At 71.1% G+C, this 21649-nt stretch carries 21 protein-coding genes and 1 tRNA gene; 13 read left to right on the top strand and 9 right to left on the bottom strand.

Annotation, left to right across the window (positions count from 1 at the left end):
• Positions 1-39 precede the first annotated feature (39 nt).
• From acs to ACH4LD_RS29930, 5 genes are all read left to right on the top strand, one after another.
• The gene (gene acs, locus ACH4LD_RS29950) at positions 40-1995 is read left to right on the top strand and encodes an acetate--CoA ligase (protein WP_398054653.1); all 1956 of its coding nucleotides are present in this window, start codon (positions 40-42) and stop codon (positions 1993-1995) included.
• A gap of 204 nt (positions 1996-2199) precedes the next feature.
• A complete protein-coding gene (nhaA, locus tag ACH4LD_RS29945; protein ID WP_398054654.1) occupies positions 2200-3630 on the top strand; it encodes a Na+/H+ antiporter NhaA in 1431 nt (476 codons plus the stop codon).
• A gap of 78 nt (positions 3631-3708) precedes the next feature.
• The gene (locus ACH4LD_RS29940) at positions 3709-4197 is read left to right on the top strand and encodes a phage holin family protein (RefSeq protein ID WP_398054655.1); all 489 of its coding nucleotides are present in this window, start codon (positions 3709-3711) and stop codon (positions 4195-4197) included.
• The gene (locus tag ACH4LD_RS29935; RefSeq protein ID WP_398054656.1) at positions 4194-5117 is read left to right on the top strand and encodes an alpha/beta fold hydrolase; all 924 of its coding nucleotides are present in this window, start codon (positions 4194-4196) and stop codon (positions 5115-5117) included. Before ACH4LD_RS29940 ends, ACH4LD_RS29935 begins: the two co-directional genes overlap by 4 nt.
• A 162-nt stretch (positions 5118-5279) precedes the next feature.
• Positions 5280-5459 carry a hypothetical protein gene (locus tag ACH4LD_RS29930; RefSeq protein WP_078629584.1) on the top strand — a complete coding sequence of 60 codons (180 nt, stop codon included), beginning with the start codon at positions 5280-5282 and terminating at the stop codon, positions 5457-5459.
• 15 nt (positions 5460-5474) lie between these two features.
• Here the strand turns inward: ACH4LD_RS29930 and ACH4LD_RS29925 are convergent, their stop codons facing one another.
• From ACH4LD_RS29925 to nth, 3 genes are read right to left on the bottom strand one after another with little or no spacing between them, the layout of a single operon-like run.
• Entirely contained in the window at positions 5475-6674 is a 1200-nt protein-coding gene (locus ACH4LD_RS29925; RefSeq protein WP_132790050.1) for a MarP family serine protease, read from the bottom strand.
• A gap of 13 nt (positions 6675-6687) precedes the next feature.
• Positions 6688-7383: a CoA pyrophosphatase gene (locus tag ACH4LD_RS29920; RefSeq protein WP_132790052.1), complete on the bottom strand. Its 696-nt coding sequence runs from the start codon at positions 7381-7383 to the stop codon at positions 6688-6690.
• 55 nt (positions 7384-7438) lie between these two features.
• Positions 7439-8470, bottom strand: a complete 1032-nt coding sequence (gene nth / locus ACH4LD_RS29915) for an endonuclease III (protein ID WP_398054657.1) — start codon at positions 8468-8470, stop codon at positions 7439-7441.
• Positions 8471-8812: 342 nt separating this feature from the next.
• Between nth and ACH4LD_RS29910 the strand changes: the two genes are divergently transcribed.
• Together ACH4LD_RS29910 and ACH4LD_RS29905 are read left to right on the top strand one after the other, a co-directional pair.
• Positions 8813-9487, top strand: coding sequence for a Crp/Fnr family transcriptional regulator (locus tag ACH4LD_RS29910; RefSeq protein WP_014674022.1), 675 nt, complete (start codon positions 8813-8815; stop codon positions 9485-9487).
• A gap of 61 nt (positions 9488-9548) precedes the next feature.
• Complete coding sequence (locus ACH4LD_RS29905) at positions 9549-10370, top strand: nucleotidyltransferase (RefSeq protein WP_398054658.1); 822 nt, start codon at positions 9549-9551, stop codon at positions 10368-10370.
• 28 nt (positions 10371-10398) lie between these two features.
• Here the strand turns inward: ACH4LD_RS29905 and ACH4LD_RS29900 are convergent, their stop codons facing one another.
• The 4 genes from ACH4LD_RS29900 to ACH4LD_RS29885 form a co-directional block, all read right to left on the bottom strand.
• The gene (locus tag ACH4LD_RS29900; protein ID WP_103814658.1) at positions 10399-11229 is read right to left on the bottom strand and encodes an MBL fold metallo-hydrolase; all 831 of its coding nucleotides are present in this window, start codon (positions 11227-11229) and stop codon (positions 10399-10401) included.
• Entirely contained in the window at positions 11226-12131 is a 906-nt protein-coding gene (locus tag ACH4LD_RS29895) for an NUDIX hydrolase (protein ID WP_398054659.1), read from the bottom strand. Before ACH4LD_RS29895 ends, ACH4LD_RS29900 begins: the two co-directional genes overlap by 4 nt.
• Positions 12132-12201: 70 nt before the next feature.
• A complete protein-coding gene (locus ACH4LD_RS29890) occupies positions 12202-12666 on the bottom strand; it encodes a RidA family protein (RefSeq protein WP_132790059.1) in 465 nt (154 codons plus the stop codon).
• Positions 12663-12833, bottom strand: a complete 171-nt coding sequence (locus ACH4LD_RS29885) for a hypothetical protein (protein WP_165951826.1) — start codon at positions 12831-12833, stop codon at positions 12663-12665. Before ACH4LD_RS29885 ends, ACH4LD_RS29890 begins: the two co-directional genes overlap by 4 nt.
• A gap of 107 nt (positions 12834-12940) precedes the next feature.
• Between ACH4LD_RS29885 and ACH4LD_RS29880 the strand changes: the two genes are divergently transcribed.
• Both ACH4LD_RS29880 and ACH4LD_RS29875 read left to right on the top strand, forming a co-directional pair.
• On the top strand, positions 12941-13918 hold the full coding sequence (locus ACH4LD_RS29880; RefSeq protein WP_398054660.1) for an ArsA family ATPase: 978 nt from the start codon (positions 12941-12943) through the stop codon (positions 13916-13918).
• Positions 13915-15375, top strand: coding sequence for an ArsA family ATPase (locus tag ACH4LD_RS29875; protein WP_398054661.1), 1461 nt, complete (start codon positions 13915-13917; stop codon positions 15373-15375). The genes ACH4LD_RS29880 and ACH4LD_RS29875 overlap by 4 nt, the downstream gene beginning before the upstream one ends.
• 326 nt (positions 15376-15701) lie before the next feature.
• On the opposite strand, the gene wblA is transcribed toward ACH4LD_RS29875, so the two are convergent.
• Positions 15702-16040: a transcriptional regulator WblA gene (gene wblA, locus ACH4LD_RS29870; protein ID WP_018547931.1), complete on the bottom strand. Its 339-nt coding sequence runs from the start codon at positions 16038-16040 to the stop codon at positions 15702-15704.
• 490 nt (positions 16041-16530) lie between these two features.
• On the opposite strand from wblA, the gene ACH4LD_RS29865 reads away from it, so the two are divergent.
• Positions 16531-18870 (top strand): transglycosylase domain-containing protein, encoded by a 2340-nt coding sequence (locus ACH4LD_RS29865; protein ID WP_398054662.1) that lies wholly within the window; start codon positions 16531-16533, stop codon positions 18868-18870.
• A gap of 133 nt (positions 18871-19003) precedes the next feature.
• On the opposite strand, the gene ACH4LD_RS29860 is transcribed toward ACH4LD_RS29865, so the two are convergent.
• Positions 19004-19471 carry a GatB/YqeY domain-containing protein gene (locus ACH4LD_RS29860; RefSeq protein ID WP_398054663.1) on the bottom strand — a complete coding sequence of 156 codons (468 nt, stop codon included), beginning with the start codon at positions 19469-19471 and terminating at the stop codon, positions 19004-19006.
• A 93-nt stretch (positions 19472-19564) separates the two neighbouring features.
• On the opposite strand from ACH4LD_RS29860, the gene ACH4LD_RS29855 reads away from it, so the two are divergent.
• The 3 genes from ACH4LD_RS29855 (at position 19565) to ACH4LD_RS29845 (ending at position 21549) form a co-directional block, all read left to right on the top strand.
• Positions 19565-20491, top strand: coding sequence for a metallophosphoesterase (locus ACH4LD_RS29855; RefSeq protein ID WP_132790065.1), 927 nt, complete (start codon positions 19565-19567; stop codon positions 20489-20491).
• A gap of 158 nt (positions 20492-20649) precedes the next feature.
• The gene (locus ACH4LD_RS29850; RefSeq protein ID WP_398054664.1) at positions 20650-21408 is read left to right on the top strand and encodes a Pr6Pr family membrane protein; all 759 of its coding nucleotides are present in this window, start codon (positions 20650-20652) and stop codon (positions 21406-21408) included.
• 67 nt (positions 21409-21475) lie between these two features.
• Positions 21476-21549: transfer RNA gene (locus tag ACH4LD_RS29845), tRNA-Pro, on the top strand.
• Positions 21550-21649 lie beyond the last annotated feature (100 nt).

Raw genomic sequence — 21649 nt, 5'->3', positions numbered from 1 at the left:
GCCTGGGACACAACGGACACCCTTCGAAAGGGAGATGTCGTGAGCAACGAGAGCCTGGCCAACCTGCTCAAGGAAGAACGCAGGTTCGCGCCGCCCGCCGACCTGGCAGCGCACGCCAACGTCACCGCGGAGGCGTATGAACAGGCCAAGGCTGACAGGCTCGGCTTCTGGGCCGAGCAGGCCCGTCGGCTGACCTGGGCCAAGGAACCGACCGAGACGCTGGACTGGTCGAACCCGCCGTTCGCGAAGTGGTTCAAGGACGGCGAGCTGAACGTCGCCTACAACTGCGTGGACCGGCATGTGGAGGCCGGGCACGGGGACCGCGTCGCCATCCACTTCGAGGGTGAGCCCGGCGACAGCCGCGCGATCACCTACGCGGAGCTGAAGGACGAGGTCTCCAAGGCCGCCAACGCCCTGCTGGAGCTGGGCGTGCGCAAGGGCGACCGCGTCGCCATCTACATGCCCATGATCCCGGAGACCGCGATCGCGATGCTGGCCTCGGCCCGGATCGGCGCCGCGCACTCGGTCGTCTTCGGCGGCTTCTCGGCGGACGCGCTCGCGACCCGGATCCAGGACGCGGACGCCAAGGTGATCATCACCGCCGACGGCGGCTACCGGCGCGGCAAGCCCTCCGCGCTCAAGCCGGCGGTGGACGAGGCGATCGGCAAGGTGGACAACGTCGAGCATGTGCTCGTGGTCCGCCGCACCGGCCAGGAGGTGGCCTGGACCGAGGACCGGGACCTGTGGTGGGACGACATCGTCGCCCGCCAGTCGGCCGAGCACACCCCGGAGGCGTTCGAGGCCGAGCACCCGCTGTTCATCCTCTACACCTCCGGCACCACCGGGAAGCCCAAGGGCATCCTGCACACCTCCGGCGGCTACCTCACCCAGACGGCCTACACCCACTGGGCGGTCTTCGACCTCAAGCCGGAGACGGACGTGTACTGGTGCACGGCCGACGTCGGCTGGGTGACCGGGCACTCGTACATCGTGTACGGCCCGCTGGCCAACGGCGCGACGCAGGTGATGTACGAGGGCACGCCGGACACCCCGCACCAGGGCCGCTTCTGGGAGATCGTGCAGAAGTACAAGGTCACGATCCTCTACACGGCGCCGACCGCGATCCGGACGTTCATGAAGTGGGGCGACGACATCCCCGCCAAGTTCGACCTGTCCTCCCTGCGCGTCCTCGGCTCGGTGGGCGAGCCCATCAACCCCGAGGCGTGGGTCTGGTACCGCAAGCACATCGGCGCCGACAGGACGCCGGTCGTGGACACCTGGTGGCAGACCGAGACCGGCGCCATGATGATCTCGCCGCTGCCCGGCGTCACCGAGGCCAAGCCGGGTTCGGCGCAGCGTCCGCTGCCCGGCATCAGCGCCACGGTCGTCGACGACGAGGCGAACGAGGTGCCGAACGGCGGCGGCGGTTATCTGGTGCTGACCGAGCCGTGGCCGTCGATGCTGCGCACCATCTGGGGCGACGACCAGCGGTTCATCGACACCTACTGGTCCCGCTTCGAGGGCAGGTACTTCGCCGGTGACGGTGCGAAGAAGGACGACGACGGGGACATCTGGCTGCTGGGCCGGGTGGACGACGTGATGCTCGTCTCCGGGCACAACATCTCCACCACCGAGGTGGAGTCGGCGCTCGTCTCGCACCCGTCGGTCGCCGAGGCCGCCGTCGTCGGCGCCGCCGACGAGACCACCGGCCAGGCCATCGTCGCGTTCGTCATCCTGCGCGGCTCGGCCTCGGAGAACGAGGCGCTCCTCGGAGAGCTGCGCGACCACGTCGGCGCCACGCTCGGCCCGATCGCCAAGCCCAAGCGGATCCTGCCGGTGGCGGAGCTGCCGAAGACCCGCTCCGGCAAGATCATGCGCCGCCTGCTGCGGGACGTCGCCGAGAACCGCCAGCTCGGTGACGTGACCACGCTGACGGACTCCACGGTCATGGACCTCATCCAGGCCAAGCTGCCCGCGTCGCCCAGCGAGGACTGAGGCGGAACGGGAGGACTGAGCGGCACCCCGAGGGGCACCCGGCCGGAGAACGTGCCGGGTGCCCCTCGGGCGTCCACGGTGAAGATCACCGGGCCCGGGCGCGACACTTTAGGTAAAGTAAACAAAGTGCCGTACGAAGCGGCACGTCAGGTGCGCCGGGAAGTCTGGTCGGCATGTGAGTTCCGCCTGCCCCGGAGGTCTCCTGTGACCGCGCCCCGCCCCCGCACCGCCCCCCACAAGGTTCTCGGCCGCCTGTCGCTGCCCGAGCGTTCCTTCGTCGCTGACGCGCTGCGCACCGAGACCGTCGGCGGGGTGCTGCTGCTCCTCGCCGCCGTGGCCGCGCTGGTCTGGGCGAACGTCCCCGGCATCCACCACGCGTACGAGACGGTCAGCGACTTCCACCTCGGCCCCGAGGCCCTCGGCCTGCACCTCTCCGTCGCCCACTGGGCCGCCGACGGCCTGCTCGCCGTGTTCTTCTTCGTCGCCGGCATCGAGCTCAAGCGCGAGCTGGTCGCCGGCGACCTGCGCGACCGCAGGGCGGCGGTGCTGCCCGTGGCGGCGGCGCTGTGCGGAATGGCCGTACCGGCACTCGTGTACACCCTGACCACCGTCGCCGGGCACGGCTCCACGCAGGGCTGGGCGGTGCCCACCGCCACGGACATCGCCTTCGCGCTCGCCGTCCTCGCGGTCATCGGCACCTCACTGCCCAGCGCTCTGCGCGCCTTCCTGCTCACCCTCGCGGTCGTCGACGACCTCTTCGCCATCCTGATCATCGCGGTCTTCTTCACCGACCGGCTGAACTTCGCCGCCCTCGGCGGGGCCGCCGCCGGCCTCGCGGTCTTCTGGCTGCTGCTGCGCAAGGGCGTACGCGGCTGGTACGTGTACGTGCCGCTCGGCGTCGTCGTCTGGGCGCTGATGTACAACAGCGGCGTGCACGCCACCATCGCCGGTGTGGCGATGGGCCTGATGCTGCGCTGCACCACCCGGGAGGGTGAGGAGCACTCGCCGGCCGAGCGCATCGAGCATCTGGTGCGACCCCTGTCCGCCGGGCTGGCCGTACCGCTGTTCGCGCTGTTCAGCGCCGGTGTGTCGATATCCGGCGGGGCGCTCGCGGACGTGTTCACGAGACCCGAGACGCTCGGCGTGGTGCTCGGCCTGGTCGCGGGCAAGACGATCGGCATCTTCGGCGGCACCTGGCTGACGGTCCGCTTCACCCGTGCGCAGCTCGGCGAGGGCCTGGCGTGGGCCGACGTCTTCGCGGTGGCGACGCTCGCCGGGATCGGGTTCACGGTCTCGCTGCTCATCGGCGAGCTGGCCTTCGAGGGCGACGCGGTACTGACCGACGAGGTGAAGGCGGCCGTCCTCACCGGATCGCTGATCGCGGCGACGTGCGCGACCGTGCTGCTGAGGGTGCGCAACGCGAAGTACCGCCGGCTGTGCGAGGAGGAGGAGCGCGACGAGGACCTCGACGGCATCCCGGACGTCTACGAGCAGGACGACCCGGCGTACCACCTGCGGATGGCCGAGATCCACGAGCGCAAGGCCGCCGAACACCGCCGGCTGGCCGCCGAGGCGCGCCACCGGCTTCAGGAAGTGCCGGGCGGGGCAGGCGAGGAGGACGGCCGTCCGGCATGATCTGACGAGACGGTACAAATCAAGACGGTACGCAAGACGGTACGTAAGACCCACGAGAGACCTCTGAGGGAGAACGCGATGAGCGCACCCGACGGCAGCCCGGTCGGCGCCGAACGCAGCATCGGCCAGCTGTTCGCCTCGGCGACGACCGAATTGTCGGCGCTGGTGCACGACGAGATCGCGCTGGCCAAGGCCCAGCTCAAGCAGGACGTGAAGCGCGGCGCGGTCAGCGGCGGCGCCTTCTCGATGGCGGGCGCGGTACTGGTGTTCTCCCTGCCGATGCTCAACTTCGCCCTGGCCTACGGCATTCGCACCTGGAGCCACTGGAACCTGGCGATCTGCTTCGTGCTGTCCTTCGCGGCCAACGTGCTGGTCGCCGGCCTCCTCGCGCTCATCGGCACGGTGTTCGCGAAGAAGGCCAAGAAGGGCAAGGGCCCGCAGAAGGTGGCGGCCTCGATGAAGCAGTCGGCGGGCGTCCTGCAGAACGCCAAGCCGCACCCGCGTCCGGAGCTGCCCGACGACCGGGCTCCCGCGGCCATCGAGGCTGTGGCACGCTCGTCGTCATGACGGACCCCGCCGCTCCCCCGGCCGTACGGATCGAAGGTCCCTGGAGTCACAGGGACGTCGCCGCGAACGGTGCCCGCTTCCACATCGCCGAGCTCGGCGACGGCCCGCTGGTCCTGCTCCTGCACGGCTTCCCGCAGTTCTGGTGGACGTGGCGGCACCAGCTGACCGCGCTCGCGGACGCGGGCTACCGGGCGGTGGCGATGGACCTGCGGGGCGTCGGCGGCAGCGACCGTACGCCCCGTGGGTACGACCCGGCCAACCTCGCGCTGGACGTCACCGGGGTGATCCGGTCCCTCGGCGAGCCGGACGCCGCACTGGTCGGCCACGACCTCGGCGGCTATCTGGCGTGGACGGCGGCGGCCATGCGGCCCAAGCTCGTGCGGCGCCTGGCCGTGGCGTCCATGCCGCATCCGCGGCGCTGGCGCGCGGCGATGCTGCGGGACGCCCGCCAGACGGCCGCCAACTCCTACATCTGGGGGTTCCAGCGGCCCTGGATCCCCGAGCGCCAACTGACCGCCGACGGGGGCGCGCTGGCGGGCCGGCTGATCCGGGACTGGTCCGGGCCGCGGCTGCCGGAGGACACGGCCGTGGAGACGTACCAGCGGGCCATGTGCATCCCGTCCACCGCGCACTGCGCGATCGAGCCGTACCGCTGGCTGGTGCGTTCGCTGGCCCGGCCGGACGGCGTGCAGTTCTACCGCCGGATGAAGCGGCCCGTACGGGTGCCGACGCTGCACCTGCACGGCTCGCTGGACCCGGTCACCCGGACACGCAGCGCGGCCGGTTCGGGCGAGTACGTCGAAGCGCCGTACCGCTGGCGGCTGTTCGACGGGCTCGGCCACTTCCCGCACGAGGAGGACCCGGCGGCGTTCTCCACCGAACTGATCAACTGGCTCAAGGATCCCGAGCCGGACCGATGAGGCGTCAGGCGCCCGTCCGGTGACCGTGCGGTGAAAGTTCGATGCGTGGAGTATCCGATTTCCTGAACAGTTGTCCCCCGAACGGCCACATGCCTGCCGCATAGGCCAATTGGGGGGCGCACAAGCGGTTATCGACCTTGGGGCGGGGGCACACGTCGGGGTATGGGCTGGACGCACGACTACAGTGACGCACCCCGCAACCGCCGCTCGGCCACGGGCCTGAGCACGCCTCAGCGAGGCACCCCGCAACTCGCGGAAGCGGACCTGCGGGTGGGGATCCCGCGCATCCTGCGCCGCCGGGCCCGCTGGGTCTCGGTGCGCCTGCGTCACCCGCGGGGCTGAACGCTCCGCGTCGCCCTACAGGGCGCAGCTGTCCGTACCCACCTGCTCGTTCGCCGTACGCCCCCGCTCGATGTCGGCCTGGATCTCGTCCGCCGTCAGGGCGTAGCCGGTGTCCGCGTCGTCGAGGGACTTGGCGAACACCACGCCGTACACCTTGCCGTCCGGGGTGAGCAGCGGGCCACCGGAGTTGCCCTGGCGGACGGTGGCGTACAGGGAGTAGACGTCGCGGCGGACCGTGCCGCGGTGGTAGATGTCGGGGCCGTTGGCCGTGATGCGCCCGCGCACGCGCGCGGCGCGCACGTCGTACGAGCCGTTCTCCGGGAAGCCCGCGACGATCGCGCCGTCGCCCCCGGCCGCGTCCTGCGAGGTGAACCGCAGGGCGGCCGCCTTCAGGTCCGGTACGTCGAGTACGGCGATGTCGCGCTTCCAGTCGTACAGGACGACCTTGGCGTCGTACCTGCGGCCCTCCCCGCCTATCTGCACGCGCGGCGCGTCGACCCCGCCGACGACGTGCGCGTTGGTCATGACACGGCGGTCGGCGAAGACGAAGCCGCTGCCCTCCAGGACCTTGCCGCAGCTCTGGGCGGTGCCGGTGACCTTGACGATGGAGCGCTGGGCGTGGAAGGCGACCGGGCTGCTCTCCAGGGCCGGGTCGGGCGGCTGTACGTCCTTGATCGGCTCGTTGGCGAACGGGCTGAAGACCTGCGGGAAGCCGTTCTGCGCGAGCACGGAGGAGAAGTCCGCGAACCAGGTGTCGGCCTGCGCGGGCAGCGCCCGGGAGACCCCGAGGAGCACCTTGGAGCCGCGCACCTCCCTGCCGAGGGTCGGCAGGGTCGTACCCGCCAGGGCGGATCCGATCAGCCAGGCGACCAGGAGCATCGCGACGACGTTGACGAGGGCGCCACCGGTGGCGTCCAGGGCGCGCGCCGGGGACCAGGTGATGTGCCGGCGCAGCTTGTTGCCGAGGTGGGTGGTCAGGGCCTGGCCCACGGAGGCGCAGACGATCACGACGACCACGGCGACGACGGCGGCGGTGGTGCCGACCTCCGCCTTGCCGGTCACGGCGTCCCAGATGACGGGCAGCGTGTACACGGCGACCAGGCCGCCGCCCAGGAACCCGATCACCGACAGGATGCCGACGACGAAGCCCTGGCGGTAGCCCACCACCGCGAACCACACGGCCGCGACCAGCAGCAGGATGTCCAGCACGTTCACGGGGATCACCCTGTCATGCGTGCCAGTCGAGCGGGACCTGCTTACTGCGGTCCCAGGGGCGCTCCCAGCCCGCGAAGTGCAGCAGGCGGTCGATCACCCCGGCCGTGAAACCCCACACCAGGGCCGATTCGACCAGGAATGCCGGGCCGCTGTGGCCACGGGGGTGGACAGCGGTGGCGCGGTGGGCGGGGTCCGTGAGATCCGCCACGGGGACGGTGAAGACCCGCGCGGTCTCGTTCGGGTCGACGACGCCGACCGGACTGGGCTTGCGCCACCAGCCCAGCACGGGGGTGACGACGAAGCCGCTGACCGGGATGTACAGCCTCGGCAGCACCCCGAAGAGCTGCACACCGGACGGGTCCAGCCCGGTCTCCTCCTCGGCCTCGCGCAGCGCGGCCCGCAGGGGGCCCTCATCCTGCGGATCGCCGTCCTCCGGATCCAGCGCGCCGCCCGGGAACGACGGCTGTCCGGCGTGGGAGCGCAGCGAGCCCGCGCGCTCCATGAGCAGCAGCTCCGGGCCGCGCTCCCCCTCGCCGAACAGGATCAGCACGGCCGACTGCCGCCCCGAGCCGTTCTCCGGCGGCAGAAACCGGCTCAGCTGGAGCGGCTGGATCGTCTCGGCGGCGCGCACGACGGGCTCCAGCCAGTCCGGCAGCCCTTCCTTGCTGAGCGTCACCGGACCGCCCTGTGTGTCACTTGCCCTCGTCATCGCCACCCCCGTCGTCCTGTCCTCTCCAACGCCCGAGGGGCCCGAGATCGTTCCGTCACGCGGACCCCAGCGGCGGCGCCGGTCTGCCGCCCGCGTCGAGGTAGGCCTGCGGGGGCTTGAGCCGCTGCCCCGGGAAGCCGCCCTTCTCGTACTTCAGCAGCTTCTTCGCCTTCTCCGGGTCGGTCTCGCCCTCGCCGTAGGCCGGGCAGAGCGGGGCGATGGGACAGGCGCCGCACGCGGGCTTGCGGGCGTGGCAGATACGGCGGCCGTGCCAGATCACGTGGTGGGACAGGTCGGTCCAGTCGCTCTTCGGGAAGAGCGCGCCGACGGCGGCCTCGATCTTGTCGGGGTCGGTCTCGTCGGTCCACCGCCAGCGCCGGACCAGCCGCTGGAAATGGGTGTCCACGGTGATCCCGGGCCGGCCGAAGGCGTTGCCGAGGACGACGAACGCGGTCTTGCGGCCGACGCCGGGCAGCGTGACCAGCTCCTCCAGCGTGCCGGGCACCTCGCCGCCGAAGTTCTCGACGAGCGCCTTGGAGAGCCCTATGACCGACTTGGTCTTGGCGCGGAAGAAGCCGCAGGGGCGCAGGATCTCCTCGACCTCCTCCGGGTCGGCGGCGGCGAGGTCCTCGGGGGTGGGGTGCTTGGCGAAGAGCGCCGGGGTGGTCTGGTTGACGCGCAGGTCGGTGGTCTGGGCCGACAGCACGGTGGCGACCAGCAGCTGGAAGGGATTCTCGAAGTCCAGTTCCGGGTGGGCGTACGGGTACACCTCGGCCAGCTCGCGGTTGATCCGGCGGGCACGGCGGACCAGGGCGGTGGGGGACTCGCCGGACGGGGGCGTGACGGCGATCTTCTTGACCGGGGCGGCCTTCCTGGCGGGCTTCTCGACGGAGGCGGCCCTCTTCACGACGGCGGTCTTCTTCATGGCCGGGGTCTTCTTGACGGCCGGGGTCTTCTTCGCGGCCTCGGTCTTCTCGGTGGCAGCCGCCTTCTTGGCTGCGGGCGCCCTCTTCGCTGCGGGGGCCTTCTTCGCGGCGGTGGTCTTCTGCGCGGCCGGCGCCTTCTCCGCAGCCGATGTCGCCTTCACAGCACCGGAAGCCCTTTTGACCGATTTACCTGTTTTATTACTTCCACCGGGATCCTGTTCGCCCACAGCGGAATCATCACGCGCAACCACCCGCCCAGCCCCCTTGCCCTGTGCTCTCACCGGCGATTTGGACACCCGGCCAGCCTAAAGCCCGGCACCGACATCCGCCCCGGAGCCCGCTGAGCGGCCCCCGATCGGCCCCCTGACGCTTACCCCGGGACACCTGTGCGGCATCCTTGTGACAGATCACACTGTTTGGACCGTCCGGCAAAATGGGGAACACGGTCCCCTGGCACTCGGGGGAGCAAGATCCCCTGAGCAGGTCGACAAGGAGAGAACTCAGTGGACGACGTTCTGCGGCGCAACCCGCTCTTCGCGGCTCTCGACGACGAGCAGGCCGCGGAGCTTCGCGCCTCCATGAGTGAGGTGACTCTCGCACGCGGCGACTCCCTGTTCCACGAGGGTGACCCCGGGGACAGGCTGTACGTCGTCACCGAGGGCAAGGTCAAGCTGCACCGGACCTCCCCCGACGGCCGCGAGAACATGCTCGCCGTCGTCGGCCCCGGCGAGCTGATCGGCGAGCTGTCGCTGTTCGACCCGGGCCCCCGCACGGCCACCGCGACCGCGCTGACCGAGGTCAAGCTGCTCGGCCTCGGCCACGGCGACCTCCAGCCCTGGCTGAACGCCCGGCCCGAGGTCGCCGGCGCCCTGCTGCGGGCCGTCGCCCGCCGCCTGCGCAAGACCAACGACGCCATGTCCGACCTGGTCTTCTCGGACGTCCCCGGCCGCGTGGCGCGCGCCCTGCTGGACCTCTCCCGCCGCTTCGGCGTGCAGTCCGAGGAGGGCATCCACGTCGTCCACGACCTCACCCAGGAAGAGCTGGCCCAGCTGGTCGGCGCCTCCCGCGAGACCGTGAACAAGGCGCTGGCGGACTTCGCCCAGCGCGGCTGGCTCCGCCTGGAGGCGCGGGCCGTGATCCTGCTGGACGTCGAGAGGCTGGCGAAGCGGTCGCGCTGACGCGAGGCCCCGCCGCCGAAACCCGGCTGCCCGTGGCGTGAGCGGACGGCACAGTGGGTCCATGACCGTGCCCCCCGCCCCCGGTGGCGTCGACGCCCAGGGCCGCCTCGTCCGCGAGGGTTCCCTCGCGCGCGTGCGGCCGAACTTCCGCCCGGTCGTGGCCGCCGTCCACGACCGGCTGCCGGCCGTCTTCGGCGCACGCCTGCACAGCGCCTACCTCTACGGGTCGATCCCGCGCGGCACCGCGCGCGTGGGGCGCAGCGACCTGGACCTCCTGGTCGCCCTGCACGAGGAGCCGACCGACGCCGACCGGGACGCCGTACGCGTCCTCGGGGAGGCGGTCGACCGGGAGTTCCCGCAGATCGACGGCGTCGGCACGCTGCTCTACGGCCGGGAGCGGCTGCTGAGCGACCTGGAGCGCCACGACATGGGCTGGTTCGTCGCCTGCCTGTGCACCCCGCTGCTCGGCGACGACCTCGCCGCGCACCTGCCCCGCTACCGCCCCGACTCGCTGCTGGCCCGCGAGACCAACGGCGACCTCGCCCGGTGGCTGCCGCGCTGGCGGGAGCGGATCGCGGCGGCGGAGGACACCGAGGAGGCCCGCCGGCCGCTCGTGCGCTTCATGTCCCGGCATCTCGTCCGCACCGCCTTCACGCTCGTCATGCCCCGCTGGCAGGGCTGGACCAGCGATCTGAGGGAGATGGCCGAGGTGTTCGGCGCGTACTACCCGCCGCGGGCCGGTCAGGTGCGCACGGCGGCCGAGTACGGCTACGAACCGGTCGGCGACCCGGACGTCCTGCGGTCGCACGTCGACGACCTGGGCCCCTGGCTCGCGGCGGAGTACACGCGCGTGCACGGCGTGAAGGCCCCGCGGCCGGACTAGGCACCGTCCGTTCCCGGTGTCGCGCGGACTAGATCAGCCCGTGCTCGCTGAGGTAGTCCATCTGGGCCCGGACCGAGAGCTCCGCCGCCGGCCACAGCGAGCGGTCGACGTCGGCGTACACATGGGCGACGACCTGGGCCGGGGTCTCGTAGCCGTTCTCGACCGCGGTCTCCACCTGGGCGAGGCGGTGGGCGCGGTGGGCGAGGTAGAACTCGACGGCGCCCTGGGCGTCGTCGAGGACCGGTCCGTGGCCCGGCAGGACGGTGTGCACGCCGTCGTCCACCGTCAGGGACCGCAGGCGGCGCAGGGAGTCCAGATAGTCGCCGAGCCGGCCGTCGGGGTGCGCCACGACCGTCGTACCGCGCCCGAGGACGGTGTCACCGGTGAGCACCGCCCGGTCGGCGGGGAGGTGGAAGGACAGCGAGTCCGCGGTGTGCCCGGGGGTCGGTACGACCCTCAGCTCCAGGCCGCCGACGGTGATGACGTCTCCGGCGGCCAGACCCTCGTCGCCCAGCCGCAGGCCAGGATCGAGGGCACGCACGCGCGTGGCGGTCAGTTCGGCGAAGCGGACGGCGCCCTCGGCGTGGTCGGGATGGCCGTGGGTGAGCAGGGTCAGGGCTATGCGCTTGCCGGCCTTCTCGGCCGTGTCCACGACGTTGCGCAGGTGACCGTCGTCCAGCGGCCCGGGGTCGATCACCACGGCCAGGTCGGAGTCGGGCTCGGCGACGATCCAGGTGTTGGTGCCGTCCAGGGTCATCGCGGAGGCGTTGGGCGCCAACACGTTGACGGCCCGTTCGGTGGCCGGGCCCGAGAGCACTCCGCCCCGGGGCTGGCCCGGCAGGGCTGCTGCGTCGGTCATGCGGGGCCTCCACCGGTCGTGTCAGCGGTCGTCTCAGCGGGCGTCGGAGCGGTCGGGACGTGCTTGGTGAACTCGTCGTGCCCGGGCCAGGAGAGGACGATCTCGCCGTCCTGGAGGCGGGCCCGGGCGAGCACCGGGGTCATGTCGCGCGCGGGAGCGGCGGCCAGCGCCTCGGCGGCGGTGCGGTACGGCAGGAGCTGGCGCAGCGTGGCCACGGTGGGCGGCATCATCAGCAGCTCGCCCTTGTCGTACCCGGCGGCGGCCTCCTCGGGGCGGATCCACACCGTGCGGTCGGCCTCCGTGGAGGCGTTCCGGGTGCGCTGCCCCTCGGGGAGGGCGGCCACGAAGAACCAGGTGTCGTAGCGGCGGGCCTCGAACTCCGGGGTGATCCACCGGGTCCACGCGCCCAGCAGGTCCGAGCGCAGCACCAGGCCGCGCCGGTCGAGGAACTCGGCGAAGGACAGCTCGCGCGCGACCAGGGCGGCGCGGTCGGCCTCCCAGTCGTCGCCGGTGGTGTCGCCGACGACCGAGTCCGGGTCGGGTCCGGCCAGCAGCACGCCGGCCTCTTCGTAGGTCTCCCGCACGGCCGCGCAGACGATCGCCTGGGCGCCCGCCGCGTCGACGCCGAGCCGTTCGGCCCACCACGCGCGCGTGGGGCCCGCCCAGCGGATCTGGCGGTCGTCGTCCCGGGGGTCGACACCGCCCCCGGGATACGCGTACGCGCCTCCGGCGAAGGCCATGGAGGCGCGTCTGCGCAGCATGTGGACGACCGGCCCGTCCGGGGTGTCCTTCAGGAGCAGCACCGTGGCCGCGCGCCTCGGGGTCACCGGGGTGAGGGTGCCGTCCGCGAGGGCGCGGATGCGGTCGGGCCACTCCGGGGGGTACCACTGACCGTTCGCCATGGCCGGAGGCTATCCCGCGCAGGGCGAATGTTCGAGAGGTGCCCGAGGTCAGCGGGCCTGCCGGGGCGGCCTACCGGTCCAGCTCGACCTGGATCTCCACCTCGACGGGCGCGTCCAGCGGCAGCACCGCGACGCCGACCGCGCTGCGGGCGTGCACGCCCTTGTCGCCGAGCACCTCACCGAGCAGTTCGCTGGCGCCGTTGACGACACCGGGCTGCCCGGTGAAGTCGGCCGCCGAGGCGACGAAGCCGACGACCTTCACCACGCGCGCGATGCGGTCCAGGTCGCCGACGACGGACTTCACGGCGGCGAGCGCGTTCAGCGCGCAGGTGCGGGCCAGCTCCTTGGCCTCCTCCGCCGTGACCTCGGCGCCCACCTTGCCGGTGACCGGCAGCTTGCCCTCCACCATCGGCAGCTGGCCGGCGGTGTAGACGTACACCCCCGACCGCACGGCCGGCTGGTAGGCGGCCAGCGGCGGTACGACGTCCGGCAGGGTCAGACCCAGTTCGGCCAGCTTGGCCTCGACCGCGCTCACGCGTCCTTCTCCGGCTTCTCCCGCTTCAGGTACGCCACGAGCGACTCCGGGTTGGGCCCGGGCACGACCTGGACGAGTTCGTAGCCCTGGTCGCCCCAGCTGTCCAGGATCTGCTTGGTGGCGTGGATCAGCAGCGGCACGGTCTGGTATTCCCACTTCTTGGTCATGGGGGCGACTGTAGCCGCTGGGAGCGGAGGGTCCGGCGGCCCACCACGGCCCCCGTCATCCACAGCCTCCCGCGTGAGTGTCGCCCGGACTGGTTAGTCTCGAAGATGTGAGCAGGCTCCAGGTCGTCAGCGGCAAGGGCGGGACCGGAAAGACGACGGTCGCCGCCGCACTCGCGCTGGCCCTCGCGACCGAGGGGAAGCGGACGCTTCTCGTGGAGGTCGAGGGCCGGCAGGGCATCGCGCAGCTCTTCGAGACGGAGGCACTTCCGTACGAGGAGCGGAAGATCGCGGTCGCTCCGGGCGGCGGCGAGGTGTACGCCCTCGCCATCGATCCGGAACTGGCCCTTCTGGACTACCTCCAGATGTTCTACAAGCTCGGCGGCGCGGGCCGGGCGCTGAAGAAGCTGGGCGCGATCGACTTCGCCACCACCATCGCGCCCGGCCTCAGAGACGTCCTGCTGACCGGCAAGGCGTGCGAGGCGGTGCGCCGCAAGGACAGGTCGGGGAGGTTCGTCTACGACTACGTCGTCATGGACGCCCCGCCGACCGGCCGCATCACCCGCTTCCTGAACGTCAACGACGAGGTGGCGGGCCTCGCGAAGATCGGCCCGATACACAATCAGGCACAGGCCGTGATGCGGGTGCTGAAGTCGCCGGAGACGGCCGTGCACCTGGTGACCCTGCTGGAGGAGATGCCGGTCCAGGAGACCGCCGACGGCATCGCCGAGCTCCGCGGGGCGCGGCTGCCGGTGGGCCGGGTCATCGTGAACATGGTCCGGCCGGAGGTGTTGGACGCGGCCGATCTGGAACTCGTACGGACCGTGGAGCGTTCATCGGTCGCACAGGCACTCTCGGCGGCCGGTCTGGGCGGGGCCCGGCGCGGCGGGAACGCCGAGAGGCTGGTGGACCCGCTGCTGGCGCAGGCCGCGGAGTACGCCGAGCGGTACGCGCTGGAGCAGGAGCAGCGCGCGGTCCTCGGCGAGCTGGACCTGCCGCTGCACGAACTGCCGTTGCTCGCCGAGGGCATGGACCTCGCGGGCCTGTACGAACTCGCCACCGAGCTGCGGAAGCAGGGGTTGTCATGAGTCCGGACCCGGCCGAGGCGCAGGACGCCGCCCCCCACGAGGACGCGGCACGCTCGCGGCTCTCCCCCGCGCGCGTGCTGGACATCGACCCGCTGCTCGACGACCCGAAGACACGGATCGTGGTGTGCTGCGGCGCGGGCGGGGTCGGCAAGACGACGACCGCGGCCGCCCTCGGGCTCCGGGCGGCCGAACGGGGCCGCAAGGTGGTCGTGCTGACCATCGACCCGGCCAAGCGGCTGGCCCAGTCCATGGGCATCGACTCCCTGGACAACGTGCCGCGCAGGGTGAAGGGCACGGAGGGCGACGGCGAGCTGCACGCCATGATGCTCGACATGAAGCGCACCTTCGACGAGGTCGTGGAGGCGCACGCGGACCGGGAGCGGGCCGCCGCGATCCTGGCGAACCCCTTCTACCAGTCGCTCTCGGCGGGCTTCGCGGGCACGCAGGAGTACATGGCGATGGAGAAGCTGGGCCAGCTGCGGGCCAAGGACGAGTGGGACCTGATCGTGGTCGACACCCCGCCCTCCCGCTCGGCACTGGACTTCCTGGACGCGCCCAAGCGGCTCGGCTCCTTCCTGGACGGCCGGCTCATCCGGCTGCTGACCGCCCCCGCCAAGCTGGGCGGCCGCGCGGGGATGGCCTTCCTCAACGTCGGCATGTCGATGATGACCGGCACGCTGGGCAAGCTGCTGGGCGGTCAGCTGCTGAAGGACGTGCAGACGTTCGTCGCCGCGATGGACACCACCTTCGGTGGCTTCCGCACGCGCGCGGACGCCACCTACAAGCTGCTCCAGGCGCCCGGCACGGCATTCCTGGTGGTGGCGGCACCGGAGCGGGACGCCCTGCGCGAAGCCGCGTACTTCGTGGAGCGGCTGGCCGCGGAGGACATGCCGCTGATGGGCCTGGTGCTCAACCGGGTCCATGGCAGCGGGGCCGGCCGGCTGTCGGCCGAGCGGGCGCTCGCCGCCGCGGAAAATCTTGAGGACCCCCGCATTGTCGATCAGGGGGACGGGAAAGCTGGACATCGTAACTCTCCCGACACGTACGGCAGTTCACGAACTCCCGCAGCCGAGGCAGCGGCTCGTCCCGCGGCCGAGACCGCAGCACAACCGCCAGCCGAGGCCACAGCACGACCGGCAGCCGAGGCCACAGCACAACCCGCAGCCGAGACCGCGGCCGAGGCCGCAGCCACCGCTTCCGAGGAAGGCTCCCCCGCCGACACGGAGCGCTCCGTCGACCGGCTCACCGCGGGACTGCTGAGGCTTCACGCCGACCGCATGCAGCTGCTCTCGCGCGAGCAGCGCACGCGTGACCGTTTCACCGCCCGCCACCCCGAAGTGGCGGTGGTCGAGGTGCCCGCACTGCCCGGCGACGTCCACGACCTCACGGGTCTGCGCGACATCGGTGACCGCCTGGCGGCCGGGCGACCGGAACACACGCAGAGCGAACGCACATAGACGAGGAGGCAGACGGGCGGCACCACGGGTACGCGGCGGACCGCAGGACGCGGCATACCAACGGACCACAGGACGCGGCACAGCACGGGAGCGGCGGTCGCGCGCCCTCACCCGCGCCGGTCTCCGCACACACGCGCGCGAATGATGCACGCGGGCGGCTGCTGAAGCGGTCCTGCGGACCATGCGTCCGTCGGGCATATGCCCAAGGGACATGCGCCCGGCACCGGACCATGTGCCTGCGATGTGCTCCAGAGCGCGCCTGAGGGTGACACCCCCGGAAGGGGAGCCCTCAGAGGGGGCCTTCAGGGTGCCCTCAGGGGGCGCTCTCAGCTCACCGCCGCGTAGTTCTCGTACACCTCGTCGTTGTCGAGGGGCACGATTCCCGCGCCCCGCTCGTACTCCGAGCGGGCGGTTTCCAGCAGTCTCCGCCAGGAGGTCACGGTGGGCCGCCGGCGCAGCAGTGCGCGGCGCTCACGCTCCGTCATGCCTCCCCACACGCCGAACTCGACGCGGTTGTCCAGCGCGTCCGCCAGGCACTCCGTGCGTACCGGGCATCCGGTGCACACCGCCTTGGCCCTGTTCTGCGCTGCTCCCTGAACGAACAGTTCATCCGGATCGGTAGTGCGGCAGGCAGCCTGCGCACTCCAGTCGGTTACCCAGCCCATACCGGCGCCGTCCTCTCCCGAATCGAGGCTCCCCCACGGCGGCAGCGGCATATTCACCGCCGCCAGTTGAGGACGTTACGGAAGGTGGGGACAGCGCAACACCCCCTGCGGGCCCAATCTTGAATGGCCCGAACGGACTATGGGTAAGCGGCAGATCACCCGCGGGAGTGAGCTGGCGACATGCGTGACCATCCCGGCAAACCGGGACAGTCGTGGTACGTCACATCGGGCGTCAGATGACACACGAGGCGGAATCGGGCTCGCCCTTCTCAGGGAACGGGCCCACCCCTGGGAGTTTCGGGCTACGACCGGAACGATTCGGGGTCGCCGGACGTATAGCTAGGTGACCGCTCAGCTGTGACAGTTGAGAGCAGCTTAGGCCAAGGCCTGCGCGCGTGTCCGGCGAACGGGAACGTAGACCCCCCGCTTTGCCGTGCCGTGATGCGGTCGCTCCTTCGGAACGCTCAACAGTACGGATTAGGCTGCCCCCATGCCAAAGAAGCGCCCGGGCGGCGGTCTGTCGCCCATGCAGCAGGCCGCCAAGTTCCTCGGTGTCAGTGTGCTAGCCGGAGCCGTGATGGCGGGCATCGCGCTGCCCGCTGCCGGCGCGCTCGGTCTCGCCGCCAAGGGCTCGGTCCAGGGCTTCGACGAGATCCCGGCCAACCTGAAGAGCCCCCAGCTGAGCCAGCGCACGACGATCCTGGACAACCAGGGCAAACAGATCGCGACCGTCTACTCCCGCGACCGTACGGTGGTCGACCTCAAGGACATCTCGCCGTACATGCAGAAGGCGATCGTCGCGATCGAGGACTCGCGCTTCTACAAGCACGGCGCCGTCGACCTCAAGGGCGTCCTGCGTGCCCTGAACAAGAACGCGCAGGAGGGAGGGGTCGCCCAGGGCGCCTCCACGCTCACCCAGCAGCTGGTGAAGAACTACTTCATCGAGGAGGCCGGTGACGACCCGACGAAGGTCGCCGAGGCCACCCAGCAGACCCTGGGCCGCAAGATCCGCGAGCTGAAGTACGCGATCCAGATCGAGGACAAGCTCGGCAAGAAGAAGATCCTTGAGAACTACCTGAACATCACCTTCTTCGGTGAGCAGGCCTACGGCGTCGAGGCCGCCTCCCAGCGCTACTTCTCCAAGCACGCCAAGGACCTGAACCTCCAGGAGTCGGCCCTGCTGGCCGGCATCGTGCAGTCCCCGAGCCGCTACGACCCGGTGAACGACGAGGCGGAGGCCACCAAGCGGCGCAACACCGTCCTGCAGCGCATGGCGGAGGTCGGCGACATCTCCCAGAAGGAGGCCGACCAGGCCAAGGAGAAGCCCCTCGGCCTGCACACCAGCCGCCCCAAGAACGGCTGCATCACCGCGGTGAAGGGCGCCGGCTTCTTCTGTGACTACGTCCGCCAGGTCGTCCTCACCGACCCGGTCTTCGGCGAGACCAAGGAGGCCCGGGCCAAGCTCTGGAACCGGGGCGGCCTGACGATCCGTACGACACTCGACCCGCAGGCCCAGCGGTCCGCGCAGGCATCCATCAAGGACCACGTCTACAAGAGCGACGCCGTGGCGACCGCCGCGACCATCGTCGAGCCCGGCACCGGCAAGATCCTCGCCATGGGCCAGTCCCGCCCGTACGGCGTCAACGTCAAGAACGACGAGACGACGATCAACCTGTCCGTCAACGGGGACATGGGCGGCGGCGCCGGCTACCAGCCCGGCTCCACGTTCAAGCCGATCGTCGCCGCGGCGGCCATCGAGGGGGGCAAGCCCCCGACGCAGGAGTACTCGTCGCCGTACGAGATGACGTACCCGAGCCCGGTCTCGGCGTGCGACGGCAAGACCTGGCGCGACGACCCGAACAAGCCCACCAAGCTGACCAACGAGAACGAGTCCGAGCGCGGCCCGTACGCCATGAAGGAGGCGACCGCCAAGTCGGTCAACACCTACTACGTACAGCTGATCAGCGACATCGGCATCTGCCCGGTCATCGACATGGCCAAGAAGATGGGCGTGCAGCGCGCGGACGGCCGCACGATCCAGCAGGCCCCCTCCATCGCGCTCGGCACCCAGGAGATGTCCCCGCTGACGATGGCGAACGCGTACGCCACCTTCGCGTCACGCGGGATGTACTGCACCCCGATCGCCATCGAGTCGGTCACCAAGAAGGTCGGCAGCGAGCGGAAGTCCCTGCCGGTGCCGAAGTCGACCTGCTCGCGGGCGATGTCGGAGAACACCGCCGACACGGTCAGCACGCTCCTCAAGGGCGTGGTCGAGGACGGCACGGGTCAGGAGGCCGGTCTCGGCAGCCGCCCGAGCGCGGGCAAGACGGGTACGACGGACGAGCGCTTCGCGGCCTGGTTCGTCGGCTACACCCCGAACATGGCGGGCGCGGTCTGGGTCGGCGACCCGCAGCACAAGCGAAAGATGACCAACATCACCATCGGCGGCGTCCCGCACGACAAGGTCTACGGCGGTGAGGTCCCGGGCCCGATCTGGCGCGACATGATGAGCGGCGCGCTGGAGGACAAGCCCGTCGAGGACTTCCATCTGGTCGACATCCCCGACAACACCCACGAGGGTGATGATCCGGGAAAAGGCGACGGGGGGACGGAGGACGGCAACAACGGGGACACGACGGGACGGCTGATCGGCGGACTGATCGGCGGCCCGACGGACGGGGGAGCGACGGACGGCACCACGGGTGACGCGACCGGCGGCACCCTCGGCGGCACGTTCCCGACGCCGACCATCTCCATCCCCGGGAACTTCATCCAGGGCCAGGTGAACGGCGGGAACAACGGTCACGGGAACGGGGGCGGGCGAAGGTAGCGCGTAGCCCTTCGCCGGGTACGACTGCGGGGCCGCACCTCTGGTTGGGGTGCGGCCCCGCTGTCGTGAACGGGAGGCCGTAGAGAGGGGAGCCTCTGAAGAGGGGCTCCCCTTCGCTCTTCGGCCCCGTGTCTCAGCCCTGGAGCAGCTTCTTCACCGCGGCGGCGACCCGGCCGCCCTCGGCCTGGCCGGCCACCTTGGGGTTCACGATCTTCATGACGGCGCCCATCGCCCGCGGCCCCTCGGCACCGGCCGCCTTCGCCTCCTCCACGGCCTGGGTAACGATCGCGTTCAGCTCCTCGTCGGACAGCTGCTTGGGCAGGTACCCGGCGAGCACCTCACCCTCGGCCTTCTCCCGCTCGGCCTGCTCGGCGCGGCCGCCCTGCGCGAAGGCGTCGGCGGCCTCACGGCGCTTCTTGGCCTCGCGGGTGATCACCTTCAGCACCTCGTCGTCGGAGAGCTCACGCTTCTCCTTCCCCGCGACCTCCTCCTTGGTGATCGCGGCGAGCGTCAGCCGGAGGGTCGAGGAGCGGAGCTCGTCGCGCGCCTTGATCGCGGCGTTGAGGTCGTCGTGCAGCTTCGACTTGAGCGTGGTGGTCATGGCCCGATTGTCGCAGGTGCACCGCCCGGCACGCCCGCCGATTTACCGGGCGGCCGGTCTCACCACGGCCAACGCGTCTGACACGATGGGCACATGCGCGCGCGATACGGAATCCCCCTGGGAATCGTGGCGGCCGGCGCCGCCGGCCTGGTCTATGCGGCGGGCTTCGAGGCCCGATCCTTCCGCCTCCGACGGGTCACCGTCCCCGTCCTCCCCCCGGGCATGCGCCCGCTGCGCGTGCTACAGGTCTCCGACATCCACATGGTGAGCGGGCAGCGCAAGAAGCAGCGCTGGCTGCAGTCGCTGGCCGGGCTGCGCCCCGACTTCGTGATCAACACGGGCGACAACCTGTCGGACCCCGAGGGCGTCCCCGAGGTCCTGGACGCCCTGGGCCCACTGATGGAGTTCCCGGGCGCGTACGTCTTCGGCTCCAACGACTACTACGGCCCCAGGCTCCGCAACCCCGCCCGCTACCTGCTGGAGAAGACGAGCGGCAAGCACGGCCTGAACGGCAACCCGCCGGTGGTCGGCGCGATCCACAACCCGTGGCAGGACCTGCGGGACGGCTTCGACGAGGCGGGCTGGCTGAACCTGACGAACACGCGGGGCGTCCTGAAGGTCGAGGGCGTCTCGATCGAGCTGACGGGCCTGGACGACCCGCACATCAAGCGCGATCGTTACGCCCAGGTGGCCGGCGGCCCGTCCGGGTCGTACGACTTCTCGCTCGGCGTGGTCCACGCGCCGTACCTGCGTGTCCTGGACGCGTTCACAGCGGACGCCTATCCCCTGATCCTGGCCGGCCACACCCACGGCGGCCAGCTGTGCATCCCCTTCTACGGCGCCCTGGTCACCAACTGCGACCTGGACACGGACCGCGTGAAGGGCCTCTCCACGCACACGGCGGAGGGCAACACCTCCTACCTCCACGTCTCGGCGGGCTGCGGCACCAGCCGCTACACCCCGGTCCGCTTCGCCTGCCCACCGGAGGCGACGCTGCTGACGCTGGTGGGGAGGGAGTGAGGGAGTAAGGGGCTGGGGGGAGGTAGCCAGGGGCGAGGTGCAAAGGGGAGCGGGTGGGGGGAATGCGGGGAGCCCCCACATTCCCCCCACCGCCCAGCCGTCCCCCACACGGACGAGTCCACATGGCCGCCCCCTCCCCCCGCTCCTAGCGTGAGGGCATGACCGCCCCGATACCCAGGGAGATCCCGGACCTGCCCGCGGTCCCGGCTCCACCCCTGCTGCTGCCCGCCCCGGTCCCGGCCACGGCGGTGGTGGCCCCGGTCCGCCGCCCCCGGGCCGCAATGTTCCGCCTCGTGACCGCCGTGACGGCGGCGGCCGGCGTCGCGCTGGAACTCCTGCTGGGCCCCCCGGCCGACATGCTGAGCTACTTCAGCGTCCAGGCCGGCATCCTGCTGACCGTGGTGATGCTCCTGTCCGCGTCGAGGGCATGGAGGGCCCGCCGCCCGCTCCCGTCGGCCGTGACAGGCGCCACACTCCTCTACGTCCTGACCTCGGCCCTGGTCTACCACCTGCTCCTGGCCCACACGACGCCCCCGTTCTCCATGACCGGAGCGACAGCACCCCCGGAGCGCTGGCACGCCCAGTGGGCAGCTCTCCAGGTCCTCCACCTCCTGACCCCGGTGGCGGCCCTGCTGGACTGGCTCCTCCTGACCCCCGCGGCCCGCCTGCACCTCCGCCAGACCGCCGCCTGGCTCCTCTACCCCCTGGCCTACCTGGTCTTCTCCCTCACGAGACCCGCGTTCCTGCCGCCGACCAGCCCGTCCCGGTACCTCTACCCCTTCCTGGACGTGGCGACCCACGGCTACCGCAGCACCCTGGCCAACGCCCTCCTCATCGGCCTCGCGATCTACGCCTTGGCCGTCCTCCTGGTAGCCCTCGACCACACCCGCCCGACCCCGGTCCGCCACCCCGCCTGAAACCGGATTTCGTCTACAGCCACCGGTGGGCTAAAGTAAACGTCGTCGCCGCGAGAAGCAGTGACACCGGGGTGTAGCGCAGCTTGGCAGCGCGCTTCGTTCGGGACGAAGAGGTCGTGGGTTCAAATCCCGCCACCCCGACGCCGTAGTACCAGGTCAGGGGCCTGATCCGCTTAGCGGGTCGGGCCCCTGAGTGGTTCCGGGGGCCGTCTTGGGAGCCATTTGGGAGCCCACTTCGGAA

This window comes from Streptomyces sp. NPDC017676 (genome assembly GCF_044329325.1).
Taxonomy (GTDB): Bacteria; Actinomycetota; Actinomycetes; order Streptomycetales; family Streptomycetaceae; genus Streptomyces.
This window is presented reverse-complemented; position numbering and strand designations above follow the sequence as displayed.